Genomic DNA, 26015 nt, shown 5'->3' with positions numbered 1-26015 from the left:
GACCTCGCAAAGCGGAATATTGTTCTGTGGCCAAAATGGACAGAAATGTAAATATTGGTTTACAGAAATGGGGCCCGGCTGTGGCATGCAGTCGGTATGGGTTGAGTTGCGTCAGTGAGTCAGTTTGTCGGGCTCCATGCTCAGTCTGGCAGCTGGGCCTCGAGAGGCTAAGCCGGGAGAGTGTCAATATCGTCCACCCCTGCCTTACCGACCGCCCTCCGGACAGGAAACTGTTGGCGATGGTGGGCGACCCGCAGTTTCCCTCCCCATACCACAGCGATTACCTTCAAGCCTCCCCCTGATAACGACAAGCCCCGCACTGGCGGGGCTTGATGGTTGCTCACAAGCCCTTAGGGCAGATGGCGCAGCAGCTCGGTTTTCACCTGATCAGACGCGAAGGCGTTGTCCACACTGACCCGGTAGATCTCGAAGTATTCCTCTAGGGTCAGTCCGAACTCCGCCATCACCTTGCGCACCTCGTCGGTCATGGTGGTGTTGGAGACGGTGCGGTTGTCGGTGTTGATGGTGATCAGTACCCCGTCCTTGTGGAACGCCTTGACCGGGTGAGTCGCCAGGGACGTCACCGCCTTGGTCTGGACGTTGCTGCTGGGGCAGGTCTCAAGGGCCACCGACTGCTCTTTCACCAGATGGTAGGCATCGGGATGCCCCTTGATGTGGATGCCGTGACCGATGCGTTCGGCCCCCAGCAGTGCCACCGCGTCGTGCACATTCTGCCCATCCCCCTGCTCACCGGCATGGATGGTGACCCTGAAACCCTTGTCTCGGGCGTACTGGGCGTAGGGGATGAACTCATGGCAGAAGCCGGAACGTTCACTGCCCGCCAGATCGAAGGCCACCACCCCTTTGCCCAGGTAGCGGGTGCCGGCATCGATGACGTCATTGATTCGGTCTTTGGGCATGGTGCGCAGTATGGAGAGGATGTAGTTTCCGCGAATGTCGTACTGCTGTTCGGCGCGCTGCATCCCCCTGACGGCACTGCCAATGATCTGCTCAAGCTCCAGCCCTTTCTGCATGTGCAGCAGGGGACCGAAGCGTACCTCGAGGTATTTGACGTTCTCCAGGGCGGCGTCTTCAAACAGCTCGAAGGAGATGCGCTCGATGGCCTCCTCGGTCTGCATCACCGACAGGGGCAGGTCGAAGCGGCTCAGGTACTGATCCAGATTCTGGCAAGTCTCAGGGGCGATCATCAGCGACTTGATCTGTTCGACATCTTCACTGGGCAGAGACAACTGCTGGCGACGGGCAAGGTCAATGATGGTCTGGGGGCGAACGCTCCCGTCCAGATGGCAGTGAAGATCGATCTTAGGCAAGTCAAAGTGATTCATGAGTCTCTACCTTTCTATAAGGATAAAAAAGTTAAAGACTTCATAATCAAGAATTTGCGGCTCTTGGTAGAAACTCCCGAACCATATCATCGGGATTATATGAAGCAAAGTTCGCCGCGAGTCTACCACAGGCCTGATGAGGTTGCCAACCGCCATTGAATGGGGCTTTTTCGCTGTCTTATTGTTGCGCCCAGGTTGTCTGTGCCGTGGATGTGCTGTTTGGCAGTGACTCCTCATGCAACGTGATCCAGGCCCCGTAGAGCTCTTTGTGACGCCTTTGTTGCGTCGCGACCCTGGGGCAAATAGGGTACACTGGCCGCCACATCGGGGCCGGTGCGATGTTCAGGGACAAGGTTGTACCTGAGTGTCCGGCCTGTGAAAGCCACCATGTAAATGGAACACAATTATAATGAACTCAACAAAAACAGAGACTCTCTACAGGGGCTACCCGAAGAACTTCTGGATCGCCAACGGCGTTGAACTGCTGGAGCGAGCCGCCTACTACGGGGTGTTCATCGTCATCACCCTCTATCTTTCCCGGATTCTGGGCTTCAGCGACGTGGAGGCGGCCTGGATCTCCGGCTCCTTCTCTGCAGGCCTCTATTTCCTGCCCACCTTCTCCGGTGCCATTGCAGACCGCATCGGCTTCAGAAACTCCCTGATGCTGGCGTTCGGCCTGTTGACCATAGGTTACGCCAGCCTGGCGTTTCTGCCGGCGGCCCTGGAGGCACAGGGCCTGGTGGAGTACGGGCGTCAGGTGGTCTACCACGGTCTGCGTGAAGCGGATGTGCGTTGGGCCATCGTGCCGGTGATGGTGGTCATCATGATCGGTGGCTCCTTCATCAAGGCGGTGATCACCGCCACCGTCGCCAAGTCCACCACCACAGAGACCCGCGCCAAGGGCTTCTCCATCTTCTACATGATGGTCAACATCGGCGCCTTCTCCGGTAAGACGGTAGTTAAGCCGCTGCGTGAGTCCATGGGGGATCTTGGCCTGGTGAACCTGAACTACTTTGCCGCTGCCATGACCGCCATCGCCTTTGTCAGCATCTTCCTGTTCTTCAAGACCACGGAGTCCGCCGATGAGAAACGCTCCATGGCCGACACCTGGGCGGCGCTGATCAAGGTGGTCTCCAACGGCCGGTTGATCACTCTGACCCTGATCATCACCGGCTTCTGGATGGTGCAGCATCAGCTGTATGCCACCATGCCCAAGTACGTGCTGCGCATGGCGGGCGAGGGCGCTTCTCCCTCCTGGTACGCCAACGTCAACCCCTTCGTGGTGGTGATGACCGTAGGCATCGTAACCTCCATGATGCGTGGCCGCACCGCGCTGCAGTCCATGACCGTGGGGATGTTCATCATGCCCCTGTCCGCCCTGGCAATGGCCTCCGGCAACCTGCTGGATGGCAATGTGGACCTGGGCTTTATGGAGATGCACCCGGTGGCCTTCATGATGATCATGGGGATCGTGCTCCAGGGCCTGGCCGAGTCCTTTATCTCTCCCCGCTTCCTGGAGTATTTCTCGCTGCAGGCTCCCAAGGGGGAGGAGGGGCTCTACCTGGGCTTCTCCCATCTGCACTCCTTCATCAGTTCCCTGCTGGGCTTCGGTCTCTCCGGTTACCTGCTGGAAGCCTACTGTCCGGATCCGCGCCTGTTTGCCTCCCAGGCAGAGTGGGCGGCGGCGGCCGTTAACGCCCACTACATCTGGTACTTCTTCGCTGGAATCGCCGCCGTGTCCGCGGTCTCGCTGATCATCTACGGCAAGGCGATCGCCGCGATGGACCGCAACAAGGCCCAGACGGAGCCAGCCACCGCCGAAGCCTGATAACCGACCGTCGAGGTCGCAGCCGGGCTGAGCCCGCCAAGAAGTACACGCCCTAGTTGGGGCGTGTACTTTTTGTTTTTTGGGGTCGGGCCAGAGCCCTGTCCGGTCAGACGGTGGACGGCGTCCTGCGGCTGCGGATGGTGGCTACCCCGACCCCCCTGGCCAGCTCGAAGCATATCTGCTCATGGGCTGCCAGGATCTCTAAGAGCTGTGGGTCCAGTTTGCCGTCCCGCGCCATCTCCTCGACCACACTCATCGCCTCCTGCCGGCACATCCCCTTCCGGTAGGGCCTATCCTGGACAACGGCCTGGTAGACGTCAGCCAGGGCGATGATTCGAGCCTCGACGCTGAACTCCTGTTCATTGGGGCGGAAGGGGTAGCCTTGACCGTTGATTCCTTCATGATGATAGGCGGCCCACTTGGCGATCTCCTCGAGGCCGTCGACCTGTTGCAGAATCTCATAGGTTTCGAAGCTGTGCCGCTGAATGAGCGCCTTCTCTTCTTTGGCCAGTGGCCCGGGTTTGTCGAGGATCTGGTCAGGAACGCGCAGTTTGCCCAGGTCATGCAGCAACCCTGCAATTTCGATCATGTCGCACTGGTGTTGGTTCAGGCCATATTTTTCACCGATGAGACGTGCCAACTTGGAGACCAGCAGGGAGTGGTTGGCGGTAAAGTGGCTTTTCCGATCGACAATATCGGCCATGATCAGCGACAGACTTTTCAGGTCGGCAACAGAGAGCTCTCTGGTGACATGAATTCGTTCCATTTGAGAGACAAACCTGGATATATGTCTCTCCTCCTGGGCGATCCAAAACGCCTCGGAACGTTGGGCCCTTTCAAAGGCGGAAACTATATGGGGAGCAAAATATTCACCAGCGTACTTACCGATGGCATCGACAATCTCATGCCTGGCTAATATCAGGTTCTGCTGGCTGGTCGCCGCCAGGACATCCACTCTGTCCGCCAGAAATATCAAGTTGGCCATCAGGGCATCGTGGGGGCTGATATCAAGTTGTTTCAACTGAACCCAGGGGGTGTGGTGATAAAGAATCGGTATGGCGTACTGAGACAGGGGGGCAAAATTCTTCAACAGGTTAAAGCCGGTTTCACAATGGATGTAGGCGTCATTCCAAAAGAATGTCTTTACCAGGTTGGCGTGCATCTTCTGAGTCGAAACACCGCAGTCGTGAAGCAGGCCAAGATCAAAGCAGAACTGAACGTCGTGGTCGCTAAATCCCAGTTGTCGGCCAATTTGGACGGCAATATAGGCCACTCGCTTTCCATGTTGGGTGTCATTGAGCCCCACCAAGGAGGCGGCGGTTTCAATGGCGATAACCATCTGCCTGAGGTTTACTGAAAATGTCGAGAGTCCGTTCATCTCTATCGGCCCTGATAAACTCTGCTCATCATGAGCAGATAAATCCTGAAATTATATTAATGAAGTTAGAGTGTTGGCTGGAATAGCGCAAGAAATCAGCCGTATGAATTTTATGCATGGTGGTGTTGTTTTCCTGAATCAGCATGGGCGCGTTAAATATCCGTCCAGAGTGATGAATATGTGATTTTGTGCTGACCAATGTGGGGAGTGGCTCGGTGGCGGCGGGCTGGTTTGCGCCTGGCGCCGGTGCTAAGGTAGGAACCTGCCCAATCCGCCACCCCGATGGATCCGACTCGCCATGTTCCAGGCCGCCTTTGCCGGTTTCAGCCTCGGCTTATCCCTTATCCTGCCCATTGGCGCACAGAACGCCTTCGTGCTTCGTCAGGGGGTGGCTCAGCAGAACGTGCTGCTGATCTGCAGCCTCTGCGCCCTCTCGGATGCGGTGCTGATCAGCGCCGGGGTATTCGGTTTCGGAGAGCTTCTGCTGTCTCATCCGGAGGTGGCCCGCTGGGCTCGCTGGGGGGGCGCTCTGTTCCTGAGTGTTTACGGAGCTGCCAGTCTGCGCTCAGCCCTGACGCCCCGCCACGCCCTCGGTGGCATGGGAGGAGGGGAGCAGTCCGCCATCGGCGCCGCCCTGGCCTGCCTGGCCATCACCTGGTTGAACCCCCATGTCTATCTGGACACCGTAGTGCTGCTGGGGTCGGTCTCTACTGGCTACCAAGCCAAAGAGGCCTTTGCCCTGGGGGCCATTGGCGGCTCCTTCCTGTTCTTCTACGCCCTGGGATTTGGCGCGCGGATGCTGACGCCTCTGTTCTGCCGGGCCCGCGCCTGGCAGTGGCTGGACGGGATCATCGGCCTGGTGATGCTGCTGCTGGCGTCACAGTTGGTGTTCGCCAACCTGGGCTGAGCCTTTAACCGGCTCTGCTCGTCAGCAGGACTCCTGGTCGTCGTTGTTTCTCAGGGGCTTCAATGGCGCGAAGAAGTCGCAGGCCTGCCGGGCCGCGCTGGTGGGCTGCTCCCAGGCGCCGCACAGATCGCGCTGGTTGTCGGGTCGACGGATAAACTGTCGACATTGTCCACATCGATTCATGGTTGAACTCCCCGTCTCATTACTCCGAACTGTCGACCTTATCACGGCATTTTTGAATGAATATGCGCTTTCAGTGGTTTTATACCGGCCTTTTGAGGGAGGTCTCACCGTTGGCGTTATCAGGGCAGGATCTTTACTCCCGTTCGGTTAGCGGGAGCCTGCCTGGACGCGTCGCGACTGGGTGACATCCGGATATAGGGGGTTGATCTTCGCCAAGATCCAGCTCACCTAACTGGGGCATACTGGGTGTTTCTCGACACCATAGGGGAGGTTTGATGCGTTATTTCACGTTCGGGCTGATGGCCTGCATGCTGCTGGTCGGTGCGGCGCAGGCCAAGCAGTTGCAGCCCAATCATCCCTACAGCTGGGAGGATAAGGTCAGCAGCTTTGCGGAACACCCGGAGTTCAGTCGTGGGATTTTGCCCCCGGCCGTGTTTAACAACCCCAGGGCGGAAACCTACAAGGTGTATCAAGGCCGCTTCTGGCAGTGTGCCAAGAGTGACCGCAATGGCCAGTGCACCCATGTCAAGTTTGTCGGCTATGAGGCCGGGGGAGAACACAAGGTGGAGAACACAATGCTGGCCATGAGCCCCGAGGCGTATCGCCGCACCAAGGAGCTGATTGAGCAGATGATGATGGAGCTCAGGTTCCGGGGGCTGGAGGACGGTCATCCCCTGGTTCAGCAGGCGCTGGAGCAGGGGAGGAGGATGCACCGGATGCTGCTGGTCCATGGCCAGGAGTAGTCGTCAACGGCTTCCCCTGCCGCAGCTGAAACTGGATTAGACTTGGGGAGATGGTCCGTCTGGGTGGGCGATCTCCTAGTAGCAGTCGTGGAGGCGGTTATGGATTCGTTGGCAAGCATCGTGGAACGGGGTTGGCAGGCGGTTGGTGCAGGTCAGTTCGACCAGTTGGTGGAGGACTATGCCGAACAGATGAGCTTCATTATGCCGGGTCAGGAGGATCGGCTGGAGGGCCGGGGGCGATTTCGCCAGGCCCTGGAGGGGCTGACGGAGACCTTGCCGCCCGGTTTCGAGATCCTTGGACTGAGGCAACTGGAGGGGGAGGGCGAGGTGGTCTCCATCGTCGAGTGGCGCTCGGCCAAGGTGAAGGCGTCCCAGCTGTCGGTGTTGTTCAAGTTCCGGGGTGACAAGATCGTCGAAGAGCGGTGGTTTGTGGACACCGAGCAGTGGCGGCGGGCATTCTGAGCCCCAGGGCTGGGTGCTCCGGCCCTGGCGCGGTGCCTCTGCCGGCCACCAGGGTTTTCTATTGTTGGGGAGGGAGCCGATGGCTTCGGGTCAATGCAATTGCGGTAGGGTAGCCTTCGAGGTGGATTGCCCTGTTGAGCAGGTCTATCTGTGTCACTGCTCCATCTGTCGCCGGGCCACCGGCGCCAACGGCATCGCGGTGGTGGTGGTCGATAACGCGGCATTTCGCTGGCTCCGGGGGGAGCAGGCGATCGCCACCTGGAGGAAGCCGGGCGCCGACTGGCAGATGGGATTTTGCTCCACCTGTGGCTCGCCGCTGCCGGGGGAGAACGATGCCACCACCACCTACATTCCCGCCGGGCTGTTCGACACCGGCGCGGAGTCCCTCAGGGTGGCGCACCATATCTGGGTCGACTCCATGGCCGCTTGGGATGAGATCGGGGACGGGGGCCAGCGTCACCCCGAGGCGTTCGGCAGCGGCTGACGGCGCTTGGCGGCAAAATCCTTGCGGTTTCGATCGCCCCGAGGAACGCCTGCCAGCCGGGAAAGCTGGGAGGGGCAGCGATCACCCGGCGTCGATGTTCACCTGGAGGGCATCGCCGCCCGCAGCCTGGGGCGCCGGCTTGGAGTGAAAGAGACCAGCGCCCTGTGGGGGGCGTGGCTCGGTGCCAGTGCTGGCAGTCCGGGCTCAGCGGGAGAGGTAGGCCACCAGGAACCGGCTGATCGCCACCAGATCGGCCATGGCGATCTCCTCCTCGGTGGTGTGCACCTTGGCCATGCCGGTGGAGAGGTTGACCGTGGTCAGCCCCCTCTCATTGAAGATGTTGGCGTCGCTGCCTCCGCCAGTGGCGCGGGTGTGTGGGGTGACGCCGATGGCCTCGAATCCCGCCTTGACCGACGCCACCAGGGGGTGGTCATCGCCGATGCGGTAGGCGTTGTAGGCCCGGGTGGTGTCGATGGCGACCTGGGCACCATGCTCGGACGCAACCGCCTCGAAGGTGTCGATCATATGCTGGGTCTGGGTGGCCAGCTTGGCATCATCCAGCGAGCGGGCCTCCGCTTCCAGGTACAGCTCCGGCATCACGATGTTGGTGGCCGCGCCACCGCGCACCACGCCGATGTTGGCGGTGGTCTCCTCGTCGATGCGGGACAGGCGCATGCGGGTGATCGCCTCGGCGGCCACGGTCAGGGCGTTGATGCCGCTCTCCGGCGCCAGGCCGGCGTGGGCAGGTTTGCCGGAGAGGGTGATCTTGAGGTTCTGCTGGCCCGGCGCCACGGTAATGATGGTGCCGATGGGGCCGCCGGAGTCGAGAACGATTGCCTGGTTGGACTGGATCGGGGTCATGTCAAAGTGCTTGGAGCCGTGCAGCCCCCCCTCCTCATACACGGTAAACGCCAGCTCGATGGTGGGGTGGGGCGTTTGCTGCTCCCTGAGGACACGCACCGCCTCCATGATGGCGGCGATGCCGGACTTGTCGTCGCCGCCGAGGATGGTGTCGCCTTTGGAGCGGATGATCCCCGCCTCGATCACCGGCTCGATGCCGTTGCCGGGCGTGACCGTGTCCATGTGACAGCTCAGCAGAATGCTGCCTTCGGCGCGCCCTTCCAGGCGGGCGTAGAGGTTAAAGCCGTTGGAGAGCGCTTCAGGAACCGTCAGGCGCTGCACGTCGAATCCAAGCTGACCCAGCTGCTCAGCCAGGGTGGCGGCGATGGCCGCCTCGTTACCGGATTCGCTGTCGATGCGCACCAGCTCCAGGAAGTGCTGAACCAGGCGTTGTTGGTTGATCATGGTCATGACGGGTTCCCTCAGTGTCGAAACCCGTCACTCTAGCGAATCTGGACTGCGAAGCGCAGGGCCTGAACGGCAAAAACGGAACTGGGTCTCGAATTATTCTTATAAGTTGCTCTAAAGTAAGGGAACGATAACAAACTTGCGGACAGAGATGAGACTATGAGCGAGCCAAGCCATCCCAACAACACCGCGGCGGACAGCCCCGAATCCGATGACGGCGCCCAGGGGCAGCAGAGGATGCGCCGATTGACCAATGGCATCGTGGTGGCGGTGGCGATCCTGTTCCTGGCGCACCTTATCGCCGATCGGTTCGTTCCCTCCACCGACCTGGGACGGGTGCGCGCCTTCGTGGTGCCGGTGACCCCTCAGGTCTCCGGGGTAATCGATGAGATTCTGGTGACGCCCAACCAGCCGGTGGCCCGTGGTGAGCTGCTGGCACGCATCAACGCCAAGGATTACGAGCTGGCGCTGGAGCAGGCCCGGCAGAATCTGAGGCGAGCCGGACAGAGCCTGGGAGTACAAACCGCCAATGTGGCGGCGGCCCAGGCCAGGGTGACCAATGCGGAAGCCAACCTGCAGAACGCCAGGGTCCAGTCCAAACGGGTGTTTGCCATGGTCGATCGCGGGGTGATGTCCCAGGCCGAAGCCGACAACGCCGAGGCCTCGCTCACCAGCGCCGAGGCGGCCCTGGCCAGCGCTCAGGCGGATCTGGCCAAGGCCAAGGAGCGGCTGGGGATGGAGGGGGAGGACAACACCCAGGTGCGCAGCGCCCTGGTGGCCTTGGAACAGGCGCAGTTGAACCTGTCCCGCACCGAGATCCTGGCGCCTTCCAACGGCGTGGCTTCCAATTTCCGGTTGAAGGAGGGGATCTATGCCAGCGCCGGTCAGCCGCTGATGACCTTCATCTCCTCCGATGACGTGTGGATCGAGGCCTACTTCCGCGAAAACAGCCTGGGCAACATGCAGCCGGGGGACCGGGTGGAGTTTGCCCTGGACTACGCCCCGGGCCGGGTGTTCTCCGGCCGCCTCGGCGGCATCGATTACGGTGTGAACTGGGGACAGCAGGAGCAGAGTGGCAAGCTGGCCCAGGTGTCCGGCGAGACCGGCTGGCTTCGGCAGACCCAGAGGTTTCCGGTCAGCGTGGTGCTGGATCCGGAGCAGGCGCGGGGCCTGCTGCGGGTCGGAGGACAGGCGGACGTGGTGGTCTATACCGGCGACAACGCCCTGCTCAACGGCCTGGGCTGGCTGTGGATTCGGGTGACCAGCTGGTTCTCCTATGTGCGCTGATCCCGGCGCCGCGGTGATGGCCGTCGAGTCCCAGCGACGGCTGTGGCGACTGACCCTGGGGGTGGGGCTGACGGTGGCGCTCTCCGCCGCCCTGAGCTGGCCCCTGGCTCACCTGGCACCGGTGCTCGCCGCCAAGTTCCTCATCGAGGTGCGCCAGCCCGGGCCCAGCACGCCGGTCCAGTTGCTGGCGGGGGGGCTGGCCACCGTCGGCATCGCCCTGGTCGTCAGCTTTGGCCCGACCCAGTATCCGCTGGTGTTCCTGCCGCTGCTGGCCGGATTGATGCTGTGGAGCTACTACCTGCTGCCTGATCCCCGCTGGAGTGTCTTCGCCACCCTGCTGCTGATCGCCTCGCTGCTGTTGCCCTACATGGGGATCCAGCATCCGGGTCTGACCCTGGCGATTGCCGCCGGACTGGTGGCCTCCTCGGTGGTGGCGGTGCTGGTGTTTGCCCTGATGCACCTGCTGATCCCGGTGCGGACCGCCCAGGCGCCGCGCCCCGCCGCCTTGCCCTCGAGCAGCGAGCGGGTCGACGAGGCTCTGCGCGCCCTGATGCTGGCCTTCCCGCTGGTCTGCTTCTTCTACCTGGTTCAGGTAAATGATGCCCTACTGATCATGATCTTCGTCGCCATCCTGTCGTTGCAGGCCTCGGGGATCAAGAGCGTCCAGTTGAGCCGGTTCCTGCTGTTGACCAACGCCGCCGGCGGTGCCCTGGCGGTGGGGGTCTACCAGTTGCTGACCATCCTGCCGCAACTGTGGTTTTACGTGGCACTGGTTGCCCTGGTGACGCTGGCCCTGGCCCGGAAGATGGTGGCCGAGCCGGCGAAGGAGCCGATTTTTGCCGGCGTACTCACCGCGCTGCTGGTGGTGGTGGGTTCCAGCGCCGCCTCGGCGGGGAGTGAGGTGCTGAGCAGCTTCTACTTCCGACTGCTGCAGATCCTGATGGTGGGGGCGTACATGGTGTTTATCTCCTACTTTTTGGAGAGCCGTTCCAGATCCAGGCTCCGCGAGCCAGGGTGAACAGTCGGGGCCCAAGTGCCCTCAGATAGCCGCAACCGACGGCCCAGGAGCCAGCATGAATCAACCCACCCAACAGAATCATCAACTGCTCACCGCCGCGGCAGTGGAGGCCGCGGTAAAGATCGGGGCCATGGTCATCCTGCTGAGTTGGTGTTTCCAGATTCTCCGGCCCTTCCTGGTTCTCATTCTGTGGGGGGGCATCATCGCCGTGGCCCTGTTCCCTGTGACGCGGGGGCTGTCCGAGCGCTCTGGCCTGAAGTTAAGCCTGGTCAGCACCCTGGTGACCCTGGTCGTCCTAGTGCTGCTGCTGGTGCCCACCTTACTGTTCTCCGGCGCCCTGTTCCAGGAAACCCAGAGTTTACTGGGGGAGGTGAAGGCGGGAACCCTGGTGATCTCGCCGCCCCCCGAGTCGGTGGCCCAATGGCCTCTGGTGGGGGAGGATCTGTATGCCCTGTGGCAGCGGTTCTCCTCCAACCTGGAGGCTGCCCTGGAGAGCTATGGGTCGCAGATCCGGGAGGGGCTCTCGCTCCTGGCCTCCACCTTGGGCGGGGTGGGGCTGGGATTGCTGCAGTTTGTGGTGTCGGTGATCATCGCCGGCGTGTTCATGAGCAATGCCGAACCGGCGCGGCGGCTGTTCCATGCCGTTGCCCTGAGACTGGCGGGGCCGCAGGGAGAGGAGTTTACCGCGCTGTCGGTGGCCACCATTCGCAGTGTGACCCAGGGGGTGATTGGGGTCGCCCTGATCCAGTCGCTGCTGTCGGGGGTAGGCATGGGGCTGGCCGGGGTGCCCGGTACCGGTCTGTGGATGCTGCTGGTGCTGATCGTCGCCATCGTGCAGCTGCCGCCGCTGCTGGTACTGGCTCCGGTAATGATCTACCTGTTCTCGGTACAGACCACCACGGTCGCGGTGGTGTTCCTGGTGTGGGGGCTGCTGGTCAGCGCCAGTGATGCGGTGCTTAAGCCGATGCTGATGGGGCGGGGGGTGGACATACCCATGCTGGTGATCCTGATGGGGGCCATCGGCGGCATGTTGCTGTCTGGGATCGTCGGCCTGTTTGTCGGCGCCGTGGTACTGGCCCTCGGGTTCAAGCTGTTTATCGCCTGGATGGAGAGTGAGGGCCAGCCCCGGCCGCAGGCGTCGCAGGGGCAGGCCCGGAACCGGCCCTGACGCGGTCCGGCGCAGCCTTGGCTACTAGCGGTTGACCCTGTGGTGAAACCGGTTGCCGGCGACACCGCCGGCGATCAGGAACGCCAGGTAGATCCAGCCGGAGAGAGACAGGTTGGCAATGGGGGTAAACAGGGCGCCGACGTTGCAGCCATTGGCGAAGCGGGTGCCCAGCCCCATCGTCAAGCCACCCAGGGCGAACAGGGCAAACTGGCGTGGTGTGTGGGTCGGCTTCAGGCTGAGGGAGAATTGGCCCAGAAGCAGCACCGCAATCAATGCGCCCAGCAGGATGGCCAGGTTCTGCACCGAGATGCCGTGCTCGAAAAAGGGCTGGCTGAACAGGGCGGCCGGTCGATGGGTGAAGTGGGCCAAGGCGTCGGCACTGACCCCCACAGAGAGCAGAATTTTACCAAACCAGATGCCGAAGGGGGTGGAGGCGCCCCAGCCGGCGCCGGTGGCGATCGTCATGATGCCAACTATCAGGGCGATCACCAGCGCCGCGGTGCGCATCTGCCATAGGTTGCCCAGCCAGCGGCGGTAGCCTGACTCCGGGATGGGCTGAGAGGCCAGAGTCTGGCGCGCCATCTCACCATCGACGCCCAGGTAGTTGCCGCTGTCCCGGCGGTGCTGCTCGTAACGCCTGGCGAGGTAGACCACGGTCAGGGCCAAGGCGATGGTGAGCAGAATCGCCATGAAGTAGCCGTTGAGCGGTCCCCACCTGAACAGATCCGGCAGGAACACCCCCTGGTCGGCAAAACTGGCCGACGAGATCAGGGTGTTGGTGATCCAGGGCTGGGTCGCCTGCAGCGGAAAACCGAGGAAGACGCCGGCGCCAAAGAACAGCAGGGTAACCAGGGCGCGGGGCAGATCGTTCACCATCTCCACCATTACCCCGGTGGCGCAACAGCTGGACAGGCTCATGCCGAAACCGAACATCAGGCCGCCGACCATCAGCCCCAGGTTGATGGGGTTCACCCACAGGTCAAACTGTTGGGGGCTGGCATTGACCAGGATGCCGGCGTTGATGATGGCGGTCACCACAAACATCAGCATCAGGGTCTGCAGCAGCTGGGTGGAGCCCCGGCGGTAGGCCCGGTTGACGCTGCCGGCAAAGCCGATGGCCCCCTTGACCAGGACAAAGCCCAGGCTCAGTCCCAGCAGCAGGCGCAAAAAGAGCGCGGGCTCGGTCAGCTGCACGGCACCGAGCAGCAGTGTCAGGCCAAGGAGCGCGGTGGCCGCCAGGGCCTGAGGGGTGTTGTTGGAGGTCGCTGTGGTCATATCGGTGATAGGTTCGTGATCGGAGGCGGGTGCGCATCCTGGTTGAAGACGACAAATGGGAGGGGGATTGTCCAGGCTTTAGGGATATATGTCGAGATATTGATATATCCATTGGTTATATGTTGTTGCGTTGCGCTCTATGCCAGAGGAGATCCTGCCGACACTCCCCCTTTACTGCCGTTGGCCAATCCAGGGTATTAATGCCCGCGCTCTGCCGGTAAGCTGTGACCGGTATGGGCGTGTCTAACGAGGGAGTCAGCAGATGCAATCCGGTCACCCAAGCTTAAGTCACCTGGCAGAACTGCTTGCCAATACCAGGTTGGAAATTGGCGAGCCCGCGGCACCGGCCCTGATCGAACTGCTGGAGAGGCTCGACAGCTACCGGCGTGGCGGCCATTCCGTTTGGGTCACGCTGATCCAGCAGCAGCGGCGCGGCATTGGCGGATGTTGGCATCTCGAGGTCGATGCCCAGGAGAGTGTCTGCACCGAGATTGAGGCCCTGGTGGATGGGTTTGAGCGCCAGCAGTTGGAACGGGCAGGGGGTGTTCAGACGCTCGTCACTGATACCTCAGATGGAGGTGAGCCAGCCTCGGGATCACTTGCCGATTAGCCAAAGCACTGCTGCTGGCCGGTCTAACCGGGTGTCGGGTGTCACACCGGGATCCACAGGTGGGACATGATTAGCACCAGGTAAGGTGACATTCGACGCTAAGAAATCGGTGCAATAGTGAATATACGGCAAGGATTAGTCTTTGAGTTATTTTTACTAGAGAATCTGAAGGTGGATTCGAATGCCATATTTAGGAGTGATATAGTGCAATGCAAGAAAATGCAGTGGCGACTAATAGTCAAACATGTTCCGGAACCATGAAGGTAAGATAAGTAAGAAAGGGTTCGCGGAGACGTATTTGTTGTCATCAACCCTTATGAAATCGCCCCGCCTAGATGATGAGTAATAGTATTATTTATATAAAAATCGAACAATTTTTACTTAATCATGGTCTGTTTAGGATGTTTAAATCGCATTATTGAAGCTTGTCATTGTTAGATTTCTAGTTTGTGCCTGACACCGCAATTTAAAGGTACCTTCCTCCCTAGCATAGGGACGACTGTTCTTACCCACAGAGGTACCCATGTTAAATAGACGTCAACTGCTTCAACACCTGGGAGCCGGCTTTGCCCTCAGTTGTGTCTCCTACTCGTCCATCGCCGCAAGTCACGGCGATGGCACCAAATACGGTATGGTGATAGATGTGCGTCGCTGCACCAACTGCCAATCCTGCCTGGTATCCTGCTCCATAGAGAACGGCGTGCCACAGGGACGTTGCCGGGGCTCGCTGAAGCGCATGAGTGTCCGGCAGGACTCTCACCTGGCCTCTCTGACGGTACCGATCCAGTGTGCCCAGTGTGACCGGCCAGCTTGTGTCGAGGTGTGTCCCGTCGACGCGACCGGGAAATTGGAGAGTGGCATCGTTTACATTGACTACGATGCCTGTATCGGTTGTCAGTCCTGCGTGGATGCCTGTCCCTACCAAGCTCGGGTCGCCGACCCGGACTTTGAAGCCCCCCCGGAAAAGTGCAACTTCTGCCTACATAGAGTAGAGGCCGGGTTGCTGCCCGCTTGTGTCGAATCCTGTATAGGTTCAGCCCGGGTATTCGGAGACTTAAATAATCCATTCAGTAAAATAAATGACCTTCTTAAAAACAACAAAATATACACCCTGCTGAAACAAGAGGACACTCAGCCCAATATATTCTTTATTGGGCTTCCTGATGCCTTGGATGAGCAAGCAATTATCACAATGAACGAAATGGATTGGCAGAGGTAAAAATGGTCGATTTAAAGAAAAGAAAGTTCATCAGGTCGGGTATGTTCACCGCGGCGGCTTTACCGGTCACTGCACTCTCCGCGGGTCATGAAAAAAGGACACTTGGTAATTTGAGTGGCGAAAGTCTGCCGCCGGAATTTACCATTAAAAACGGCAGGGTGGTGGACAACCCTGACGTCAGGCTGGGCTTTGCCCGATGCTGGGGGTGTTATGACAACTGCTCGGTGCGGGTTCGTATCGACAAACAGAGTGGAGAAGTACAGCGGGTCTCCGGTAATCCGTTTTGTCCCAATAACAGGTATCGCCCCGAATCTCTCTCTACTTCGGTGGAGGAGGCTCTGGTCAAACTGACCGAGCAAGACTCGCTGGATAACCGTGCCACCACTTGCGGTCGGGGAACCGCAGCGGGAGATGCGGTTAACAGCAAGCAACGGGTCACCCAGGTATTAAAACGGGTTGGCAAACGCGGTGAAAGGAGATGGAAATCGATCCCTTACGAACAGGCATTGCGGGAGATCATCCAGGGCGGCGATCTGTTTGGAGAGGGCAAGGTTGAGGGGTTGGCCGCCATCCACCAACCGGATAAGTTGGCCAATCCTCAGGATCCCCTGTTTGGGCCTGCATCAAAACAGCTCCTCATCTCCTATAACTCTGAGGTGCAGGTGCGGACGTCGCTGCTGCGCCGGTTTGCTGGCCAGTTTCGCGCCTCGATTGGTAAAAAGTCCGCCTATTGCGGGGCACAACAACGTATCGGCATTAAACGGGTGTTCAAGTCTGCCATTTTTGGCGGTGCTGCCCATGCTCACCCGGATATCGACTTCGAGGCGGGCAACGATGGCTGTAAGTTTGGGCTCTATATCGGTACATCTCCCTCGAACTCAGGAAACTCGCTGAATACCCTGGGTGCACAGCTGGCCCAGGCGCGTACGGAGTACGGGTACGACTATGTGTGCGTCGATCCCATACTGAGGAATGCGACCACCCATGCAACAGGTGGCGAGTGGTTACCCATACTGCCTGGCCGCGATACCCCCTTCCTTTTTGGCTTGATGCGCCACATCTTTGAGAATCGGCGATACAACAAAAAGCATCTGGAAAACACTACCGATGCTGCCGCCCGGCAGGATGGCGAGTTGCACCATACCAACGCCTCCTACCTGGTCGTCCAAAATGTCGGACATCCGCTGCAGAATCAGTTCCTGAGAGAGGGTGACGGTGAGCCCATGGTGATGGTGGACGGCCAGTTGAAACCGGTGACCGTCGCTCCCCATGGTGAACTGTTTGTCGATCAGGAGATCACCTACCGCAATGAGAAGCTGCATCTCATCAGTTCCCTGGAGCTGATGCGTCAAGAGGTCTACAAGACTCCGATGTCTGAGTATGCCGCCGTTACGGGCATACCGGAACAGAAGATTCGCGACATCGCCAACCGCTTTACCAGCCATGGCCGCAAGGCGGCAGTGATGCTGTCCACGGCGTCCAACAGTGCCGACGGTACCATCACCGGCTGGGCGACGGCCATGCTCAACCTGTTGATCGGAAGCCATAATGCCAAGGGCGGCGCCTGCTATTGGCATGGGCCAGTCAGTGGCCTCAAAGGCCCCTATATCCTCAACAGCGTAGAAGGGGGCTATGGCAAGGCCGACCAGGGTGTGTCGCTGAACCGGGAGGGTAAGTACGAACAGTCCCAGGAGTACCACGCCAAGCTGAAGCAGGGGCTTACGCCCTATCCCGCCCAAGACCCATGGCCTCAGACGGCGCCGGTTCAGAATACCGCAGAGATGCTGACCAGCCACATTAACCGGCGTCCGTACTCGTTGAAGGCCTTCATCAGCTGGCGGGCCAATGTGCTCTATGGGGCTTCCGGGTTGCCCAGCGAAGTGTTTGATGCCTTTAAAGATCCCCACGGAGAACATGGGATTCCCCTGATTATCGCCATAGCGGATCAGATCAGCACCACGGCCGAATATGCGGACTACATCATTCCCGATTTTGTCCATATGGAGGAACTGGCCATCGATCGCCACTGGGGCAGTGAGCGCAAGGGGATCAGCGCCTCCGGTCACCTGCTGGAACCCAAGACCGACAAGAACCAGGCCGGTCAGCATATCTGCATGGAGCAGTTCCTCATTGACGTTGCCAAGACTTTAAAGCTCAAGGGGTTTGGAGCAAAGGCGATCAGGAAAGAGGATGGTGCCTACGTGGATCTGCACAGCGAGCACCAGTGGGGGGCGTATATGCTGGCCAACTGCGCCGCCAACATTGGCGATGATCTGCCCCGGGCCACGGCACGGGATCTGGAGTTGTCCGGCGCCAAATATGGTATGCGCAACCTCTATCCCCATATCGACGCCAGTGAGGCAAAGCTGGTAGAGAGGCTGCTTTCCCGGGGGGGCTACTTCGACCAGTCTCCTCGTTATGACGGTGAGTTTCAGTCCGGTAAACCCAGGTTGTGCCTGAACGTTTATAACGAGGGACTTACCAAAGCGATAAACTGCTACTCGGGACAGCCGCTGAAGGGGTATCCGACCTATGCGCCCAATGCGTTCTGGAATGGCGACCTGTGGGAGGAACACTGGCCAAAACCAGACTACCCAGTATTAATGAGTTCCTACAAATCGACCCTGAGATCGCCCTGGTCGGTGTCCTATGATCGAACCGTTGAGTTTTCGCCGACGAACTTTGTCTATATGCATCAACAAACGGGACGCGAGTTAGGGCTGAAAGACGGTGATACCGTTACTGTTCGATCGGCCATCAACAGGCCCGCTACCGGTATCCTGAAGTTGGTGGATGACATTGTGCCCGGCGCTATCTCCATTGCCACCGGTTTCGGTCACAGTGCCTATGGTGCCAACGATCTGTGGATTGATGGCCAAAAACAGGCTGGCGATCCTCGTCGCGGGGCCGGTATATCGGTTAACCCCATCATTCCGACGGATCCTACCCGGAACGGTCCGGCCCCTCTGGTCGATGTCCATACCTACTGCACCTGTCGGCACGGAGTACCGGTAAAGGTAGAAAAGGCCTAGCGACCAGGCTGTACTATTAACCACTGTCACATGAACAACGGCTGGCGGGCGCTGTGCCTGCCAATTCGAAAGGGCAGACAACCGCCAGCCGCTTTTTACTCCTCGCCTCACAAGCCGGCGCTGCGAGCTGCGGCGCCAAGCACCCTCGTTCATGAGGGACGACTGGCAATCGGTCTCAGTACTGTTGGCTGGGTCAGGTCACCGCTTGTCGTTTGCTGAACTCCTGAACTGAGTGGGGAGATGGCCGCGTTCCGGTTGGATACGCTCGGGAGAGCCAACCAGCCGTGGTCGCTGCTCATCTGCGCCACCGCCTGTTGTGAATGTCATGCCAAGGCCATCGAGCGGTGACGGCCCAGGGTCTATGATGCCGTCCCCACCTCTGACGCCTATGCTAGGCTAAAGGTTTCTGTTTGCGAAACTGGACGGTGTCTTATGAACACAGAAGCCAGTGGTCAGACGGAAGGGATGCCGACCACCCCACTTAGCGACAGCTTGCCCCACCACTTCGACAATGGTGCCATCTTCCATGGGTTTACCGCCCAATGCGACGCCTGCGCCGGGCCCATCGGCGTTGACCAGATGACCGGCAGCGTCCACCCCCTGCCTGGAAACCGCTGTATCCTGATCGCCCAGGCCTACTGCCTGCGCTGTGGCCACCTGTGTCACTACCACTACCTGCTGGAGGCCGACGGCGAGATGGCCGCCACCCGGCTGGGCTCGCCCGGCAGAGCAAACTAGGGGGCGCCGCCGATCATCTGCTCCACCTTGTCCGGGTCTATCTCGAACTTGGGTTTGGCTTGCGGCTTTGGCTGGGTCAGCCAGTAGGGGGTTCGCTGGAAGCCGATGTGGTAGGCCACCGCCTCAAGTACCACCTGGTGCTCGCCGATCCTCAGGATGGAAAAGCTGCGCTCCATTCCGAGGATCTTGCCTTTGGGCGGTTCATTGAGACAGCGGTTGACCTCGGCCATCTGCTGCTGTTTCTTCTCCTCGGAGGGAAGAGACTGCGGGTCCACGCTGCCCACAATCACCCGGTGGACATAACTCACATTGGTGAGATCGAAGGTGTTGCTGCTGCCCTGGCTGGTGATCATCGCAGTCTCCTCGGGTTAACCTAGCTGGTTGTCACGGCGGTGGTCGGGGTGGGCGCGATGCTCTGCTGCAGAATGTCGAGCACTCGCGACAGTCCCTCAGGGGTATCCGCCTGCTTGGCGCTCACCGCCACCTCATACTTGGCCGAGTTGTCGCTGGCGCGCTGGGAACTCTTGGAGGAGGAGACCGAACCCTGCACCCTGGCCTTGATCTTGAACAGACCGGCGCTGAAGCTGGTTTGTGCGTCCAGGGAGGCCTTCATATCCTCCTGAGAGGCCTGTGAGAAGGAGGACTTCACCTCCATGTTGAAGGTCACGTCCACGTTGTCCACCTGTAGGTTGGGCACGGAGACGATGGAGATAAAGGGGACCTGCAGGTCGTAATCCACCTTTTCCAGTTTTACCGACCCGTCCGCCTGAACAATCTCCTCCGGGCGGGAGAAGGCGAAGTTGACCATGCGAACCTGTCGGTTGCCCTGGTCATCGGCTTCCATGCCCACGGCGTCGATAAAGTCTGAGGTTGCTCGGGCCAGGGACACTTGGGAGTCACAGGCGGCGCCGAGGGGGCCACCGATAAGATCAGCCATGGGCAGTCCCTGGAACTGATCGGAGATCTTCACCAATTCGGACATAATTACACTCCTTCCATTGAATTAGAACAGCTTCATCAGATGGCTGTTGACCTTGAGGTAGCCTTCTGGAAGCTCGCCACTTTCGAAGGTGATGGTCACCTCCGCATTTCGCCCCTTCCTACTGAGGCCGAAACCGGCACGGCCGCCAAGATCGGTGTTCATCACCTTGCGGCAGGGATCCTGCGCCATCATCGACGCCAGCTTATGCTCCACGCCGCTGCCTGCGGCGCTCTTTAGGGTTTCCACCTCCCCCAGGCCGACATCGAACTTGATCGCCATATCCCGAATCTTGATGGGGTTGAGTTGCAACAGGGCGATCAGCGGCACCTGGACCCGGTTCTCTTCGGTCTGGGCGCCTTGCTCATCCATGATCACCTCACCCTGGTCATCGGTGGCGTGCTGGGGGATCACCAGCTCCACCGATTTGGGGCTGAAGCTGTTTCGTTCCGGGTCGTGATCGAAATACTGCAGCAGGTTGCTGATGTTCTGCCGTTCGACGCGCTGCTGGGCTTCGGTGACCGAATCCATGATCGCCTCCACCAGATCATGCAGTTTCATGGCTTACTCCTCGGACGGTTGGGGCAGGGGGCGGGGCTCCCCCACCTCCACCGGGACGATGGACTTGTGCAGTAGATCCAAGATGCGGGAGAGGCCCTCCGGAGTGCCCTGTTGGCGGGCATTGACGTTAACCTCGAGTGTGGCGCCGGAGTGGCTGGGGTGGCGGCTGGTGACGCTGCCCCGCAGGACCGCCTGCTTCTCCTTCGGCAGTCCGCTCTTGAGGGCGGGGGCGCCGCCCTGGCGGTGCCGGTAGTGGCTGGATTTCACCTCCATGGTGAACCTGATGTCGGCATGTTCGACCGCCAGGTTGGGGACCGAGATCACCGACAGGAAGGGCAGTTGCACCCGGTACTGCTGCAGCCTGACCTCGACACTGCCGTCGTCGTTGGTGTGCTCCAGCGGGCGATCGAAATGAAACTCCACCACCCGAACCCGATGGTCCTCGGTGAAGCCCACCTGCTGGATGAACTCCTCGGTGGTGTGGGCCAGCTGGGCCTGGCCTTCGCACAGTGCCGCCAGCGGTCCGCCGATCAGGTGAGAAAGTGGCAGGCCCTGCAACTGGTCATTGATCTTGGATACGCTCATCGGCCCTCCTTGCCTGGGTGATCCCTCAAGCCGGCGTGGATCCGGCTGGTTCAGTGTAGGCGGTTACAGGCGATCACCCGGTAACGGCCTGGCGTCGGCCCGCCGGGGGAGGCGGGGTGGAGCTCTTTAGGGTGATGGCGCCGGCTGCCCGGGGCCACGGGCCCCGCAGCGGGGTCTGGGGCTGAGGATGGCGCGCCGGCAGGGTCATCTCCGGCCCGGGAACGGGCGAATGGAGGACAGTCGGCAACGGGGGAGACGGCAGAGGAGAGGGGAGATTGCCCGTCGTCGTCGAGGGCGTGGTCAGGCGTCGCGGCGAGCCAACCGGTCGCCCTGCTGCAGTCGGGCACGCAGGGCTCGTGCCACGGCGTCAACGGCGACGTTGAGCAGGGCGGCGGCCCCGATCAGCACCATGGCCCGGTCGAAGCGAAACTCCTCGAAGGCGGAGTCGATGTAGAAGCCCAGGGTGGTGATCCCCAGTACCCCGAGGATGGCGGTTTCGCGCTGGATGATCTCCCAGCGGTAGAGCAGCCAGGTGATCAGCTGGGGGTAGACCCGGGGCAGCACCTGGTAGAAATAGAGACCGGCACGGCTGTACCCTGCCGGGGTGTCGTCCGGCCTGAGTCTCAGCCCCTGGGCAAAGCCGCCCACCAGGTGGCCGATGATGGCGCCGTTGTGGATTCCCAGCGCCAGCAGGGCCGGCAGTAGGCTGGGACCGAACACCAGCAGCCCGACAAACGCCAGTACAAACTCCGGCGTGGAGCGGGTGATGATCAGGAACAGCTGGCCCAGGGCCCGGCTGGGACGGGAGAAGAACCAGTGGCTGCGCAGGGGAAACCAGGCCAGGGTCAACAGGGCGGTGAGCAGCAGCGCCATCTGGCTCAGGAGCAGGGTGTCGGTCAGCCCCGGCAGGATCTGCCCCTGCCACAGCCGCAGGAACCAGGGCCACAACTCACCGCCGCTTTTCAAGGGGGCGGGGACGATGTCCTGGGTGAGGAACTGCAGGATCAGCTCGCCGTTGATCTGGGCCAGCGGCGGCAGATACCACAGGGCCACGGCCAGGTAGAGGGGCAGCAGCGCTGCCCGGCACCACCACTTCATGGTGGCGATGATCAGGTAGAACAGATAGAGCAGGGCCGCCGCCTCGCCGTAGAGTCCCTGGCGAAACGCGGTCTCCAGGTGATAACCCAGGGTGGGCAGCCCGACGAAGCCGAGCACCACCGAGGAGCGCAGGCCACACTCCAGCCGGTACTTGGTGTAGTGGCGGATATGGGGCCAGGCCAGGGGCAGCCGGGCGTAGAGCAGCCGGCTGACGGCGTTGCCCAGGCTGTGGTCGTGGGGGAGGGCGAGCTCGGCGGCCGGGTCCACCTCCTCGAGGATCTCGCCGTAGACCTTGGTAAAGATGCCGGTGTAGGGGATCCACAGGGCCAACACCCCGGTGAGGGAGGAGAGCCCAAACAGCTGCAGGAACAGCAGTGCCCAGAACAGTTCATGCACCGATCGCAGCAGGGCCGCCATTACCCGGATGGGGCGGTAGCGGTAGAGCAGGGAGAGCAGCAGGCCGGTTACCGCCGCCAGGGCGATCCCCTGCAGGGCGAAGGCCAGGGTGGTGGCGATGGCCTCCATCAGGTATTCGGTGGCGAAGAAGTCCGGACTCAGCGCTCCGGCCAGCAGTCGCCCGAGCTCGGCGCCGGGGGAAAGCTGGGTGATCTCCAGGTCCGCCCAGGGCAGGCAGACGAGGGCCGCCAGGGCCAGCAGCAGGGTGATGCGGCGGAACTCGGCGGCCCGGTTGTTCGGGGCGCCGGTGGCGGCGTTAGCCATGCCGCTGACTGGGATAGAGTGCCAGCAGGGTCTCGGCGTCCAACGCCCTGGCCGGCCGATCCAGCACCACCTCACCCTGGCTCATGCCGATGATGCGGTCGGCGCACGCCAGCGCCAGATCGACATCGTGCAGCGCCAGCACAGTGGTCTGGTGGTGGGCCTTGACCCGTTCGATGATGCGCCGCGCCTGCACCTCGTCCACCGCCGACACCGGCTCATCGCCGAGGAAGATGGGGCGCTGCTGAAACAGGGCCCGGGCGATGTTGATCCTCTGCTGCTCGCCGCCGGAGAAGCGCTCCGCCGATTGGCTCATGCGCTTGGCGCCGCTGCCGTTGAGCAGGCCCAGCTCATCGGCCAGGGCCTGCACCGAACGCCACTGGTCAGGATCGGCACGCAGCAGGTTGCTGAGGTTCTGCCACAGGCCAAACTCATGCAGCCGGCCCATGTAGACGTTGAGGTAGAGGCTGAGCATGGGCACCAGGGCCGGTTGCTGCGGGCACCAGGCCACCCTGTCGGCGTGCGCCTGGCGCAGCAGCTCCAGCAGCGAGGATTTACCGGCGCCGCTCTCCCCCACCAGGGCCACCGTCTGGCCGGCGTCGATGGTGAGGGACAGGGGTTTGACAATCCACTGGTTACGGACCTTCAGGGAGGCCCCATTCAGGGCCAGCTCAGCACTCATCCCGCTGTCAGTCCATCAGTCCGATGGACTGGGCGGTTTTCTCGATGGGCGCGTAATCGGCGTTGGTGGCCGGTACGAAGCTGGAGCGGGGGAAGGCGCCGAGCAGCGTCTCATCCTTCATCGCCAGCAGCGCCTTGGTCACCTTGGCCTTGAAGCCCTCGCCGTAGTGGGCGTCAACGTCACCGCGGATGGTCCACTGGTAGTCGGGGTAGGTGGGGGTTTCCCAGATTACCTTGACCTTGCTGGTGTCGACCTTGCCGGCGGCCAGCTCAGACTCCCACACCTTGTAGTTGACCGCGCCCACCTGGTAGCTTCCCGCCTGAACCAGGGCGATGGTGCGGCTGTGATCACCGCTGAAGCCCACCTTGCGGAAGGTTTCGTCGGGGGCCTGGTTGAACGCCTCTCTCAGGTAGAACTCGGGCATCAGCCGGCCGGAGGTGGAGCCCTTGGAGCCGAAGGTGAAGGTCATCCCCTTGAGGGCCTCCTGCAGGGAGGCGGCAGCCTCCAGGCCGGTGCTGGTGTGGGCGATGAAGTAGGACTTGAAGAACTGATCCTCGTAGCCCTGGGCGATCGCCTCGCTGCCGGGTACCCGGGTGCGGGCCTGCACACCGGAGAGGCCGCCGAACCAGGCCAGCTGAACCTGGTTGTTGCGAAAGGCGGTGATGGAAGCGGCGTAGGATTTCACCGGGATGTACTTGACCTCGACGCCCAGCTCGCCAGAGAGGTAGTCGGCCACCTGGTCGAAGCGGCTGCGCAGCTTGGACTCGTCCTGGTCGGGGATGGCGGTAAAGGTGAAGGTTTGGGCGGACACCCAGGGGGCTACCGCCAGGGTCAGCAGGGCAATCAGTCGACGCATGGCTCTATGATTCCTAATGGGTTGTGGCCCTGGGGCCGGTGATAAAGTGACAAAGGGAGGTTATTTTACGCGGATTTGAGTGACTTGGTAAGTGCGGTTCAGCCATTTGGCCACAGGGTGACCGCCCCGCCCGGCTGCCAGGGGGCAAACCTGGTCATGATGCGGCCATAGGGCTCGCTCACCATCCACCGGTTCAGCCACTGGGCCAGGGCCGGGTAGTGACCGTCGAACCAGGGGCGGTCCACCATGGCGAACTGACGCACGAAGGGCAGCAGGGCGGCATCGGCCAGGGAGAAGGTCGCGCCCAGCAGCCAGCCGCTGTGGATAAGCATCGACTCGAGACGGTCGAGCCAGGGCTCGGCCTTGGCACGGTACCACTGTTGCGAACGGGGGTGACGATCGGCGTATTTGTACCTGTCCAGCCAGTGCTTGAAGGCGCCGTCGTTACGCTGAATTAGATCCAGGGTTAGCCTCTGCGCGGCGGCTCGCCGCGGCCACCAGTACTGAGGATCCGACTCGCCCAGGGTCCAGAGCATGATATCCAGGCTCTCCTCCAGTACCCGCCCGTCAGGCAGCTGCAGCACTGGCACCGTGCCCTTTGGGGAGAGCGCCAGCAGCGGCGCCGGCTTGTCCCTCAGCACCACCTCCCGAAGTTGCAGCGGCCGGCCCAGGTAGTCCAGGGCGATCCTGGCCCGCATGGCGTAGGGGCAGCGGCGGAAGCTGTAGAGGATGGCGTGGCTCATGCCGCTGTTCTGATTCGCCGGCGCCGGCGCAGTCGCCGGCTCAGGCTCTGACCCAGGGCGTTGACGGCCAGAACCGAGCCGGAGAGGGCGAACAGCAGGGCGGCGACGGAGAATGCCATCAGCAGTGGGTTGTTGAACTCCTCCCCCTCGCCGTAGTCCATGATGTGCAGCCGCCACAGGGCATCGAACCAGACCCAGGCGTCGTTGCGAACGGTGACCAGGCGCCCCATCTCATCGAAGTAGAGCCGGGTGCCCGGGGCGTCGTCGGCGGCCACCAGCCACAGGTTGCCCCGGCCGGACACCTCGTCCACAAGGCCGCCGATTCGGGCTTCGACCCGGGAGACAAACTTGGGCTGGCTCAGGGTGCCGGGGCCGGTATACAGGGCCCGGGCGAAGCGGGCGACGCCGTCGGCGGACACGACGCTGGCGTCCCTTCCGAGCTCGACAGACAGGGTTTGGCTGCCGGCCTCGAGCAGCGGTCCCTGTGCCGACGCGACCAGGGAGAGCCCGGACAGGGATTGGGTCTCCAGCGACATCAGCGCCTGGGCCAGATGAGACGGCGAGGCTTCGGCGATGGAAGGCTGGTAATAGGCCCGGCTCTTTACCAGGGACTGGAAGGGCACCAGGGCGAAGTAGGCGCCGCCGGCAATCCACAGGGTGACCTGGATGAAGACGATATAGCTCAGGATTTTGTGAATCTTTCGTGCGGGTTTCAGCAGTGACATGTTGCAACAGTTCCGGAAATGTGTGAACCGGATCACCATAAACCAAAAGGCCTGGGGGCGACAAATTCGGCTGTGCCGGCGGA

The 26015-nt window shown here is 61.3% G+C and carries 26 protein-coding genes and 1 riboswitch; of the genes, 12 read left to right on the top strand and 14 right to left on the bottom strand.

Annotation, left to right across the window (positions count from 1 at the left end; genetic code table 11):
- Positions 1-350: 350 nt before the first annotated feature.
- Positions 351-1346, bottom strand: a complete 996-nt coding sequence (add, locus tag FCL40_RS15965) for an adenosine deaminase (RefSeq protein ID WP_136854300.1) — start codon at positions 1344-1346, stop codon at positions 351-353.
- A gap of 23 nt (positions 1347-1369) precedes the next feature.
- A riboswitch (purine riboswitch) is annotated at positions 1370-1469 on the bottom strand.
- 286 nt (positions 1470-1755) lie between these two features.
- On the opposite strand from add, the gene FCL40_RS15960 reads away from it, so the two are divergent.
- The gene (locus tag FCL40_RS15960; protein WP_229360359.1) at positions 1756-3174 is read left to right on the top strand and encodes an MFS transporter; all 1419 of its coding nucleotides are present in this window, start codon (positions 1756-1758) and stop codon (positions 3172-3174) included.
- Between the two features lie 106 nt (positions 3175-3280).
- On the opposite strand, the gene FCL40_RS15955 is transcribed toward FCL40_RS15960, so the two are convergent.
- Positions 3281-4513: an HD domain-containing phosphohydrolase gene (locus tag FCL40_RS15955; RefSeq protein WP_229360358.1), complete on the bottom strand. Its 1233-nt coding sequence runs from the start codon at positions 4511-4513 to the stop codon at positions 3281-3283.
- 337 nt (positions 4514-4850) lie between these two features.
- On the opposite strand from FCL40_RS15955, the gene FCL40_RS15950 reads away from it, so the two are divergent.
- Entirely contained in the window at positions 4851-5459 is a 609-nt protein-coding gene (locus FCL40_RS15950) for a LysE/ArgO family amino acid transporter (protein WP_136854297.1), read from the top strand.
- Positions 5460-5480: 21 nt separating this feature from the next.
- Here the strand turns inward: FCL40_RS15950 and FCL40_RS18620 are convergent, their stop codons facing one another.
- Positions 5481-5642, bottom strand: a complete 162-nt coding sequence (locus FCL40_RS18620) for a hypothetical protein (protein WP_169307161.1) — start codon at positions 5640-5642, stop codon at positions 5481-5483.
- Positions 5643-5917: 275 nt separating this feature from the next.
- On the opposite strand from FCL40_RS18620, the gene FCL40_RS15945 reads away from it, so the two are divergent.
- The 3 genes from FCL40_RS15945 to FCL40_RS15935 all read left to right on the top strand — a co-directional run bounded on the left by FCL40_RS15945 (position 5918) and on the right by FCL40_RS15935 (position 7331).
- Positions 5918-6385: a hypothetical protein gene (locus tag FCL40_RS15945; protein ID WP_136854296.1), complete on the top strand. Its 468-nt coding sequence runs from the start codon at positions 5918-5920 to the stop codon at positions 6383-6385.
- 99 nt (positions 6386-6484) lie between these two features.
- The gene (locus FCL40_RS15940) at positions 6485-6847 is read left to right on the top strand and encodes a nuclear transport factor 2 family protein (RefSeq protein ID WP_136854295.1); all 363 of its coding nucleotides are present in this window, start codon (positions 6485-6487) and stop codon (positions 6845-6847) included.
- A gap of 79 nt (positions 6848-6926) precedes the next feature.
- Positions 6927-7331, top strand: coding sequence for a GFA family protein (locus tag FCL40_RS15935; protein WP_136854294.1), 405 nt, complete (start codon positions 6927-6929; stop codon positions 7329-7331).
- A gap of 204 nt (positions 7332-7535) precedes the next feature.
- On the opposite strand, the gene FCL40_RS15930 is transcribed toward FCL40_RS15935, so the two are convergent.
- Positions 7536-8642, bottom strand: a complete 1107-nt coding sequence (locus FCL40_RS15930) for a M20/M25/M40 family metallo-hydrolase (RefSeq protein ID WP_136854293.1) — start codon at positions 8640-8642, stop codon at positions 7536-7538.
- Between the two features lie 156 nt (positions 8643-8798).
- Here FCL40_RS15930 and FCL40_RS15925 point away from each other — a divergent pair, with 156 nt between their 5' ends.
- From FCL40_RS15925 to FCL40_RS15915, 3 genes are read left to right on the top strand one after another with little or no spacing between them, the layout of a single operon-like run.
- Positions 8799-9926 (top strand): HlyD family secretion protein, encoded by a 1128-nt coding sequence (locus FCL40_RS15925; RefSeq protein WP_136854292.1) that lies wholly within the window; start codon positions 8799-8801, stop codon positions 9924-9926.
- Positions 9916-10944: a DUF2955 domain-containing protein gene (locus tag FCL40_RS15920; RefSeq protein ID WP_136854291.1), complete on the top strand. Its 1029-nt coding sequence runs from the start codon at positions 9916-9918 to the stop codon at positions 10942-10944. Before FCL40_RS15925 ends, FCL40_RS15920 begins: the two co-directional genes overlap by 11 nt.
- 55 nt (positions 10945-10999) lie before the next feature.
- Positions 11000-12112, top strand: coding sequence for an AI-2E family transporter (locus FCL40_RS15915; protein ID WP_136854290.1), 1113 nt, complete (start codon positions 11000-11002; stop codon positions 12110-12112).
- Between the two features lie 24 nt (positions 12113-12136).
- On the opposite strand, the gene FCL40_RS15910 is transcribed toward FCL40_RS15915, so the two are convergent.
- A complete protein-coding gene (locus tag FCL40_RS15910) occupies positions 12137-13387 on the bottom strand; it encodes a YeeE/YedE family protein (protein WP_136854289.1) in 1251 nt (416 codons plus the stop codon).
- A 262-nt stretch (positions 13388-13649) separates the two neighbouring features.
- On the opposite strand from FCL40_RS15910, the gene FCL40_RS15905 reads away from it, so the two are divergent.
- The 4 genes from FCL40_RS15905 to FCL40_RS15890 all read left to right on the top strand — a co-directional run bounded on the left by FCL40_RS15905 (position 13650) and on the right by FCL40_RS15890 (position 18986).
- Entirely contained in the window at positions 13650-13997 is a 348-nt protein-coding gene (locus FCL40_RS15905; protein WP_136854288.1) for a hypothetical protein, read from the top strand.
- A gap of 523 nt (positions 13998-14520) precedes the next feature.
- Positions 14521-15216, top strand: coding sequence for a 4Fe-4S dicluster domain-containing protein (locus FCL40_RS15900; RefSeq protein WP_136854287.1), 696 nt, complete (start codon positions 14521-14523; stop codon positions 15214-15216).
- The gene (locus FCL40_RS15895; protein WP_136854286.1) at positions 15204-18248 is read left to right on the top strand and encodes a molybdopterin dinucleotide binding domain-containing protein; all 3045 of its coding nucleotides are present in this window, start codon (positions 15204-15206) and stop codon (positions 18246-18248) included. The genes FCL40_RS15900 and FCL40_RS15895 overlap by 13 nt, the downstream gene beginning before the upstream one ends.
- A 432-nt stretch (positions 18249-18680) precedes the next feature.
- Positions 18681-18986 (top strand): hypothetical protein, encoded by a 306-nt coding sequence (locus FCL40_RS15890; protein ID WP_136854285.1) that lies wholly within the window; start codon positions 18681-18683, stop codon positions 18984-18986.
- Here the strand turns inward: FCL40_RS15890 and FCL40_RS15885 are convergent.
- The 9 genes from FCL40_RS15885 to FCL40_RS15845 all read right to left on the bottom strand — a co-directional run bounded on the left by FCL40_RS15885 (position 18983) and on the right by FCL40_RS15845 (position 25932).
- Entirely contained in the window at positions 18983-19339 is a 357-nt protein-coding gene (locus FCL40_RS15885; RefSeq protein ID WP_205729151.1) for a hypothetical protein, read from the bottom strand. The two genes, FCL40_RS15890 and FCL40_RS15885, sit on opposite strands and share 4 nt — an antisense overlap.
- Positions 19340-19359: 20 nt before the next feature.
- On the bottom strand, positions 19360-19968 hold the full coding sequence (locus FCL40_RS15880) for a DUF2589 domain-containing protein (protein ID WP_136854284.1): 609 nt from the start codon (positions 19966-19968) through the stop codon (positions 19360-19362).
- Between the two features lie 21 nt (positions 19969-19989).
- A complete protein-coding gene (locus FCL40_RS15875; RefSeq protein ID WP_136854283.1) occupies positions 19990-20526 on the bottom strand; it encodes a DUF2589 domain-containing protein in 537 nt (178 codons plus the stop codon).
- Positions 20527-20529: 3 nt separating this feature from the next.
- A complete protein-coding gene (locus tag FCL40_RS15870) occupies positions 20530-21111 on the bottom strand; it encodes a DUF2589 domain-containing protein (RefSeq protein ID WP_136854282.1) in 582 nt (193 codons plus the stop codon).
- A gap of 300 nt (positions 21112-21411) precedes the next feature.
- Complete coding sequence (locus tag FCL40_RS15865) at positions 21412-22929, bottom strand: PhnE/PtxC family ABC transporter permease (RefSeq protein ID WP_229360356.1); 1518 nt, start codon at positions 22927-22929, stop codon at positions 21412-21414.
- Entirely contained in the window at positions 22922-23608 is a 687-nt protein-coding gene (locus FCL40_RS15860) for an ATP-binding cassette domain-containing protein (protein ID WP_136854281.1), read from the bottom strand. The genes FCL40_RS15865 and FCL40_RS15860 overlap by 8 nt, the downstream gene beginning before the upstream one ends.
- A gap of 7 nt (positions 23609-23615) precedes the next feature.
- Positions 23616-24464: a putative selenate ABC transporter substrate-binding protein gene (locus FCL40_RS15855; RefSeq protein ID WP_136854280.1), complete on the bottom strand. Its 849-nt coding sequence runs from the start codon at positions 24462-24464 to the stop codon at positions 23616-23618.
- 98 nt (positions 24465-24562) lie between these two features.
- Positions 24563-25207, bottom strand: a complete 645-nt coding sequence (locus FCL40_RS15850; protein ID WP_136854279.1) for a glutathione S-transferase — start codon at positions 25205-25207, stop codon at positions 24563-24565.
- Entirely contained in the window at positions 25204-25932 is a 729-nt protein-coding gene (locus tag FCL40_RS15845) for a hypothetical protein (RefSeq protein ID WP_136854278.1), read from the bottom strand. Before FCL40_RS15845 ends, FCL40_RS15850 begins: the two co-directional genes overlap by 4 nt.
- Positions 25933-26015: the final 83 nt, after the last annotated feature.

Source organism: Ferrimonas sediminicola, from assembly GCF_005116715.1.
GTDB classification, from domain to species: domain Bacteria; phylum Pseudomonadota; class Gammaproteobacteria; order Enterobacterales; family Shewanellaceae; genus Ferrimonas; species Ferrimonas sediminicola.
The sequence above is the reverse complement of the archived record's forward strand: the minus strand, read 5'-3'. Positions and strand labels throughout refer to the sequence as shown.

Excerpts from the sequence above, each read along its gene's own strand:
- add (WP_136854300.1), bottom strand. The coding sequence starts at position 1,346 with ATGAATCACTTTGACTTGCCTAAGATCGATCTTCACTGCCATCTGGAC.
- FCL40_RS15960 (WP_229360359.1), top strand. The coding sequence starts at position 1,756 with ATGAACTCAACAAAAACAGAGACTCTCTACAGGGGCTACCCGAAGAAC.
- FCL40_RS15955 (WP_229360358.1), bottom strand. The coding sequence starts at position 4,513 with ATGGTTATCGCCATTGAAACCGCCGCCTCCTTGGTGGGGCTCAATGAC.
- FCL40_RS15950 (WP_136854297.1), top strand. The coding sequence starts at position 4,851 with ATGTTCCAGGCCGCCTTTGCCGGTTTCAGCCTCGGCTTATCCCTTATC.
- FCL40_RS18620 (WP_169307161.1), bottom strand. The coding sequence starts at position 5,642 with ATGAATCGATGTGGACAATGTCGACAGTTTATCCGTCGACCCGACAAC.
- FCL40_RS15945 (WP_136854296.1), top strand. The coding sequence starts at position 5,918 with ATGCGTTATTTCACGTTCGGGCTGATGGCCTGCATGCTGCTGGTCGGT.
- FCL40_RS15940 (WP_136854295.1), top strand. The coding sequence starts at position 6,485 with ATGGATTCGTTGGCAAGCATCGTGGAACGGGGTTGGCAGGCGGTTGGT.
- FCL40_RS15935 (WP_136854294.1), top strand. The coding sequence starts at position 6,927 with ATGGCTTCGGGTCAATGCAATTGCGGTAGGGTAGCCTTCGAGGTGGAT.
- FCL40_RS15930 (WP_136854293.1), bottom strand. The coding sequence starts at position 8,642 with ATGACCATGATCAACCAACAACGCCTGGTTCAGCACTTCCTGGAGCTG.
- FCL40_RS15925 (WP_136854292.1), top strand. The coding sequence starts at position 8,799 with ATGAGCGAGCCAAGCCATCCCAACAACACCGCGGCGGACAGCCCCGAA.
- FCL40_RS15920 (WP_136854291.1), top strand. The coding sequence starts at position 9,916 with ATGTGCGCTGATCCCGGCGCCGCGGTGATGGCCGTCGAGTCCCAGCGA.
- FCL40_RS15915 (WP_136854290.1), top strand. The coding sequence starts at position 11,000 with ATGAATCAACCCACCCAACAGAATCATCAACTGCTCACCGCCGCGGCA.
- FCL40_RS15910 (WP_136854289.1), bottom strand. The coding sequence starts at position 13,387 with ATGACCACAGCGACCTCCAACAACACCCCTCAGGCCCTGGCGGCCACC.
- FCL40_RS15905 (WP_136854288.1), top strand. The coding sequence starts at position 13,650 with ATGCAATCCGGTCACCCAAGCTTAAGTCACCTGGCAGAACTGCTTGCC.
- FCL40_RS15900 (WP_136854287.1), top strand. The coding sequence starts at position 14,521 with ATGTTAAATAGACGTCAACTGCTTCAACACCTGGGAGCCGGCTTTGCC.
- FCL40_RS15890 (WP_136854285.1), top strand. The coding sequence starts at position 18,681 with ATGAACACAGAAGCCAGTGGTCAGACGGAAGGGATGCCGACCACCCCA.
- FCL40_RS15885 (WP_205729151.1), bottom strand. The coding sequence starts at position 19,339 with ATGATCACCAGCCAGGGCAGCAGCAACACCTTCGATCTCACCAATGTG.
- FCL40_RS15880 (WP_136854284.1), bottom strand. The coding sequence starts at position 19,968 with ATGTCCGAATTGGTGAAGATCTCCGATCAGTTCCAGGGACTGCCCATG.
- FCL40_RS15875 (WP_136854283.1), bottom strand. The coding sequence starts at position 20,526 with ATGAAACTGCATGATCTGGTGGAGGCGATCATGGATTCGGTCACCGAA.
- FCL40_RS15870 (WP_136854282.1), bottom strand. The coding sequence starts at position 21,111 with ATGAGCGTATCCAAGATCAATGACCAGTTGCAGGGCCTGCCACTTTCT.
- FCL40_RS15865 (WP_229360356.1), bottom strand. The coding sequence starts at position 22,929 with ATGGCTAACGCCGCCACCGGCGCCCCGAACAACCGGGCCGCCGAGTTC.
- FCL40_RS15860 (WP_136854281.1), bottom strand. The coding sequence starts at position 23,608 with ATGAGTGCTGAGCTGGCCCTGAATGGGGCCTCCCTGAAGGTCCGTAAC.
- FCL40_RS15855 (WP_136854280.1), bottom strand. The coding sequence starts at position 24,464 with ATGCGTCGACTGATTGCCCTGCTGACCCTGGCGGTAGCCCCCTGGGTG.
- FCL40_RS15850 (WP_136854279.1), bottom strand. The coding sequence starts at position 25,207 with ATGAGCCACGCCATCCTCTACAGCTTCCGCCGCTGCCCCTACGCCATG.
- FCL40_RS15845 (WP_136854278.1), bottom strand. The coding sequence starts at position 25,932 with ATGTCACTGCTGAAACCCGCACGAAAGATTCACAAAATCCTGAGCTAT.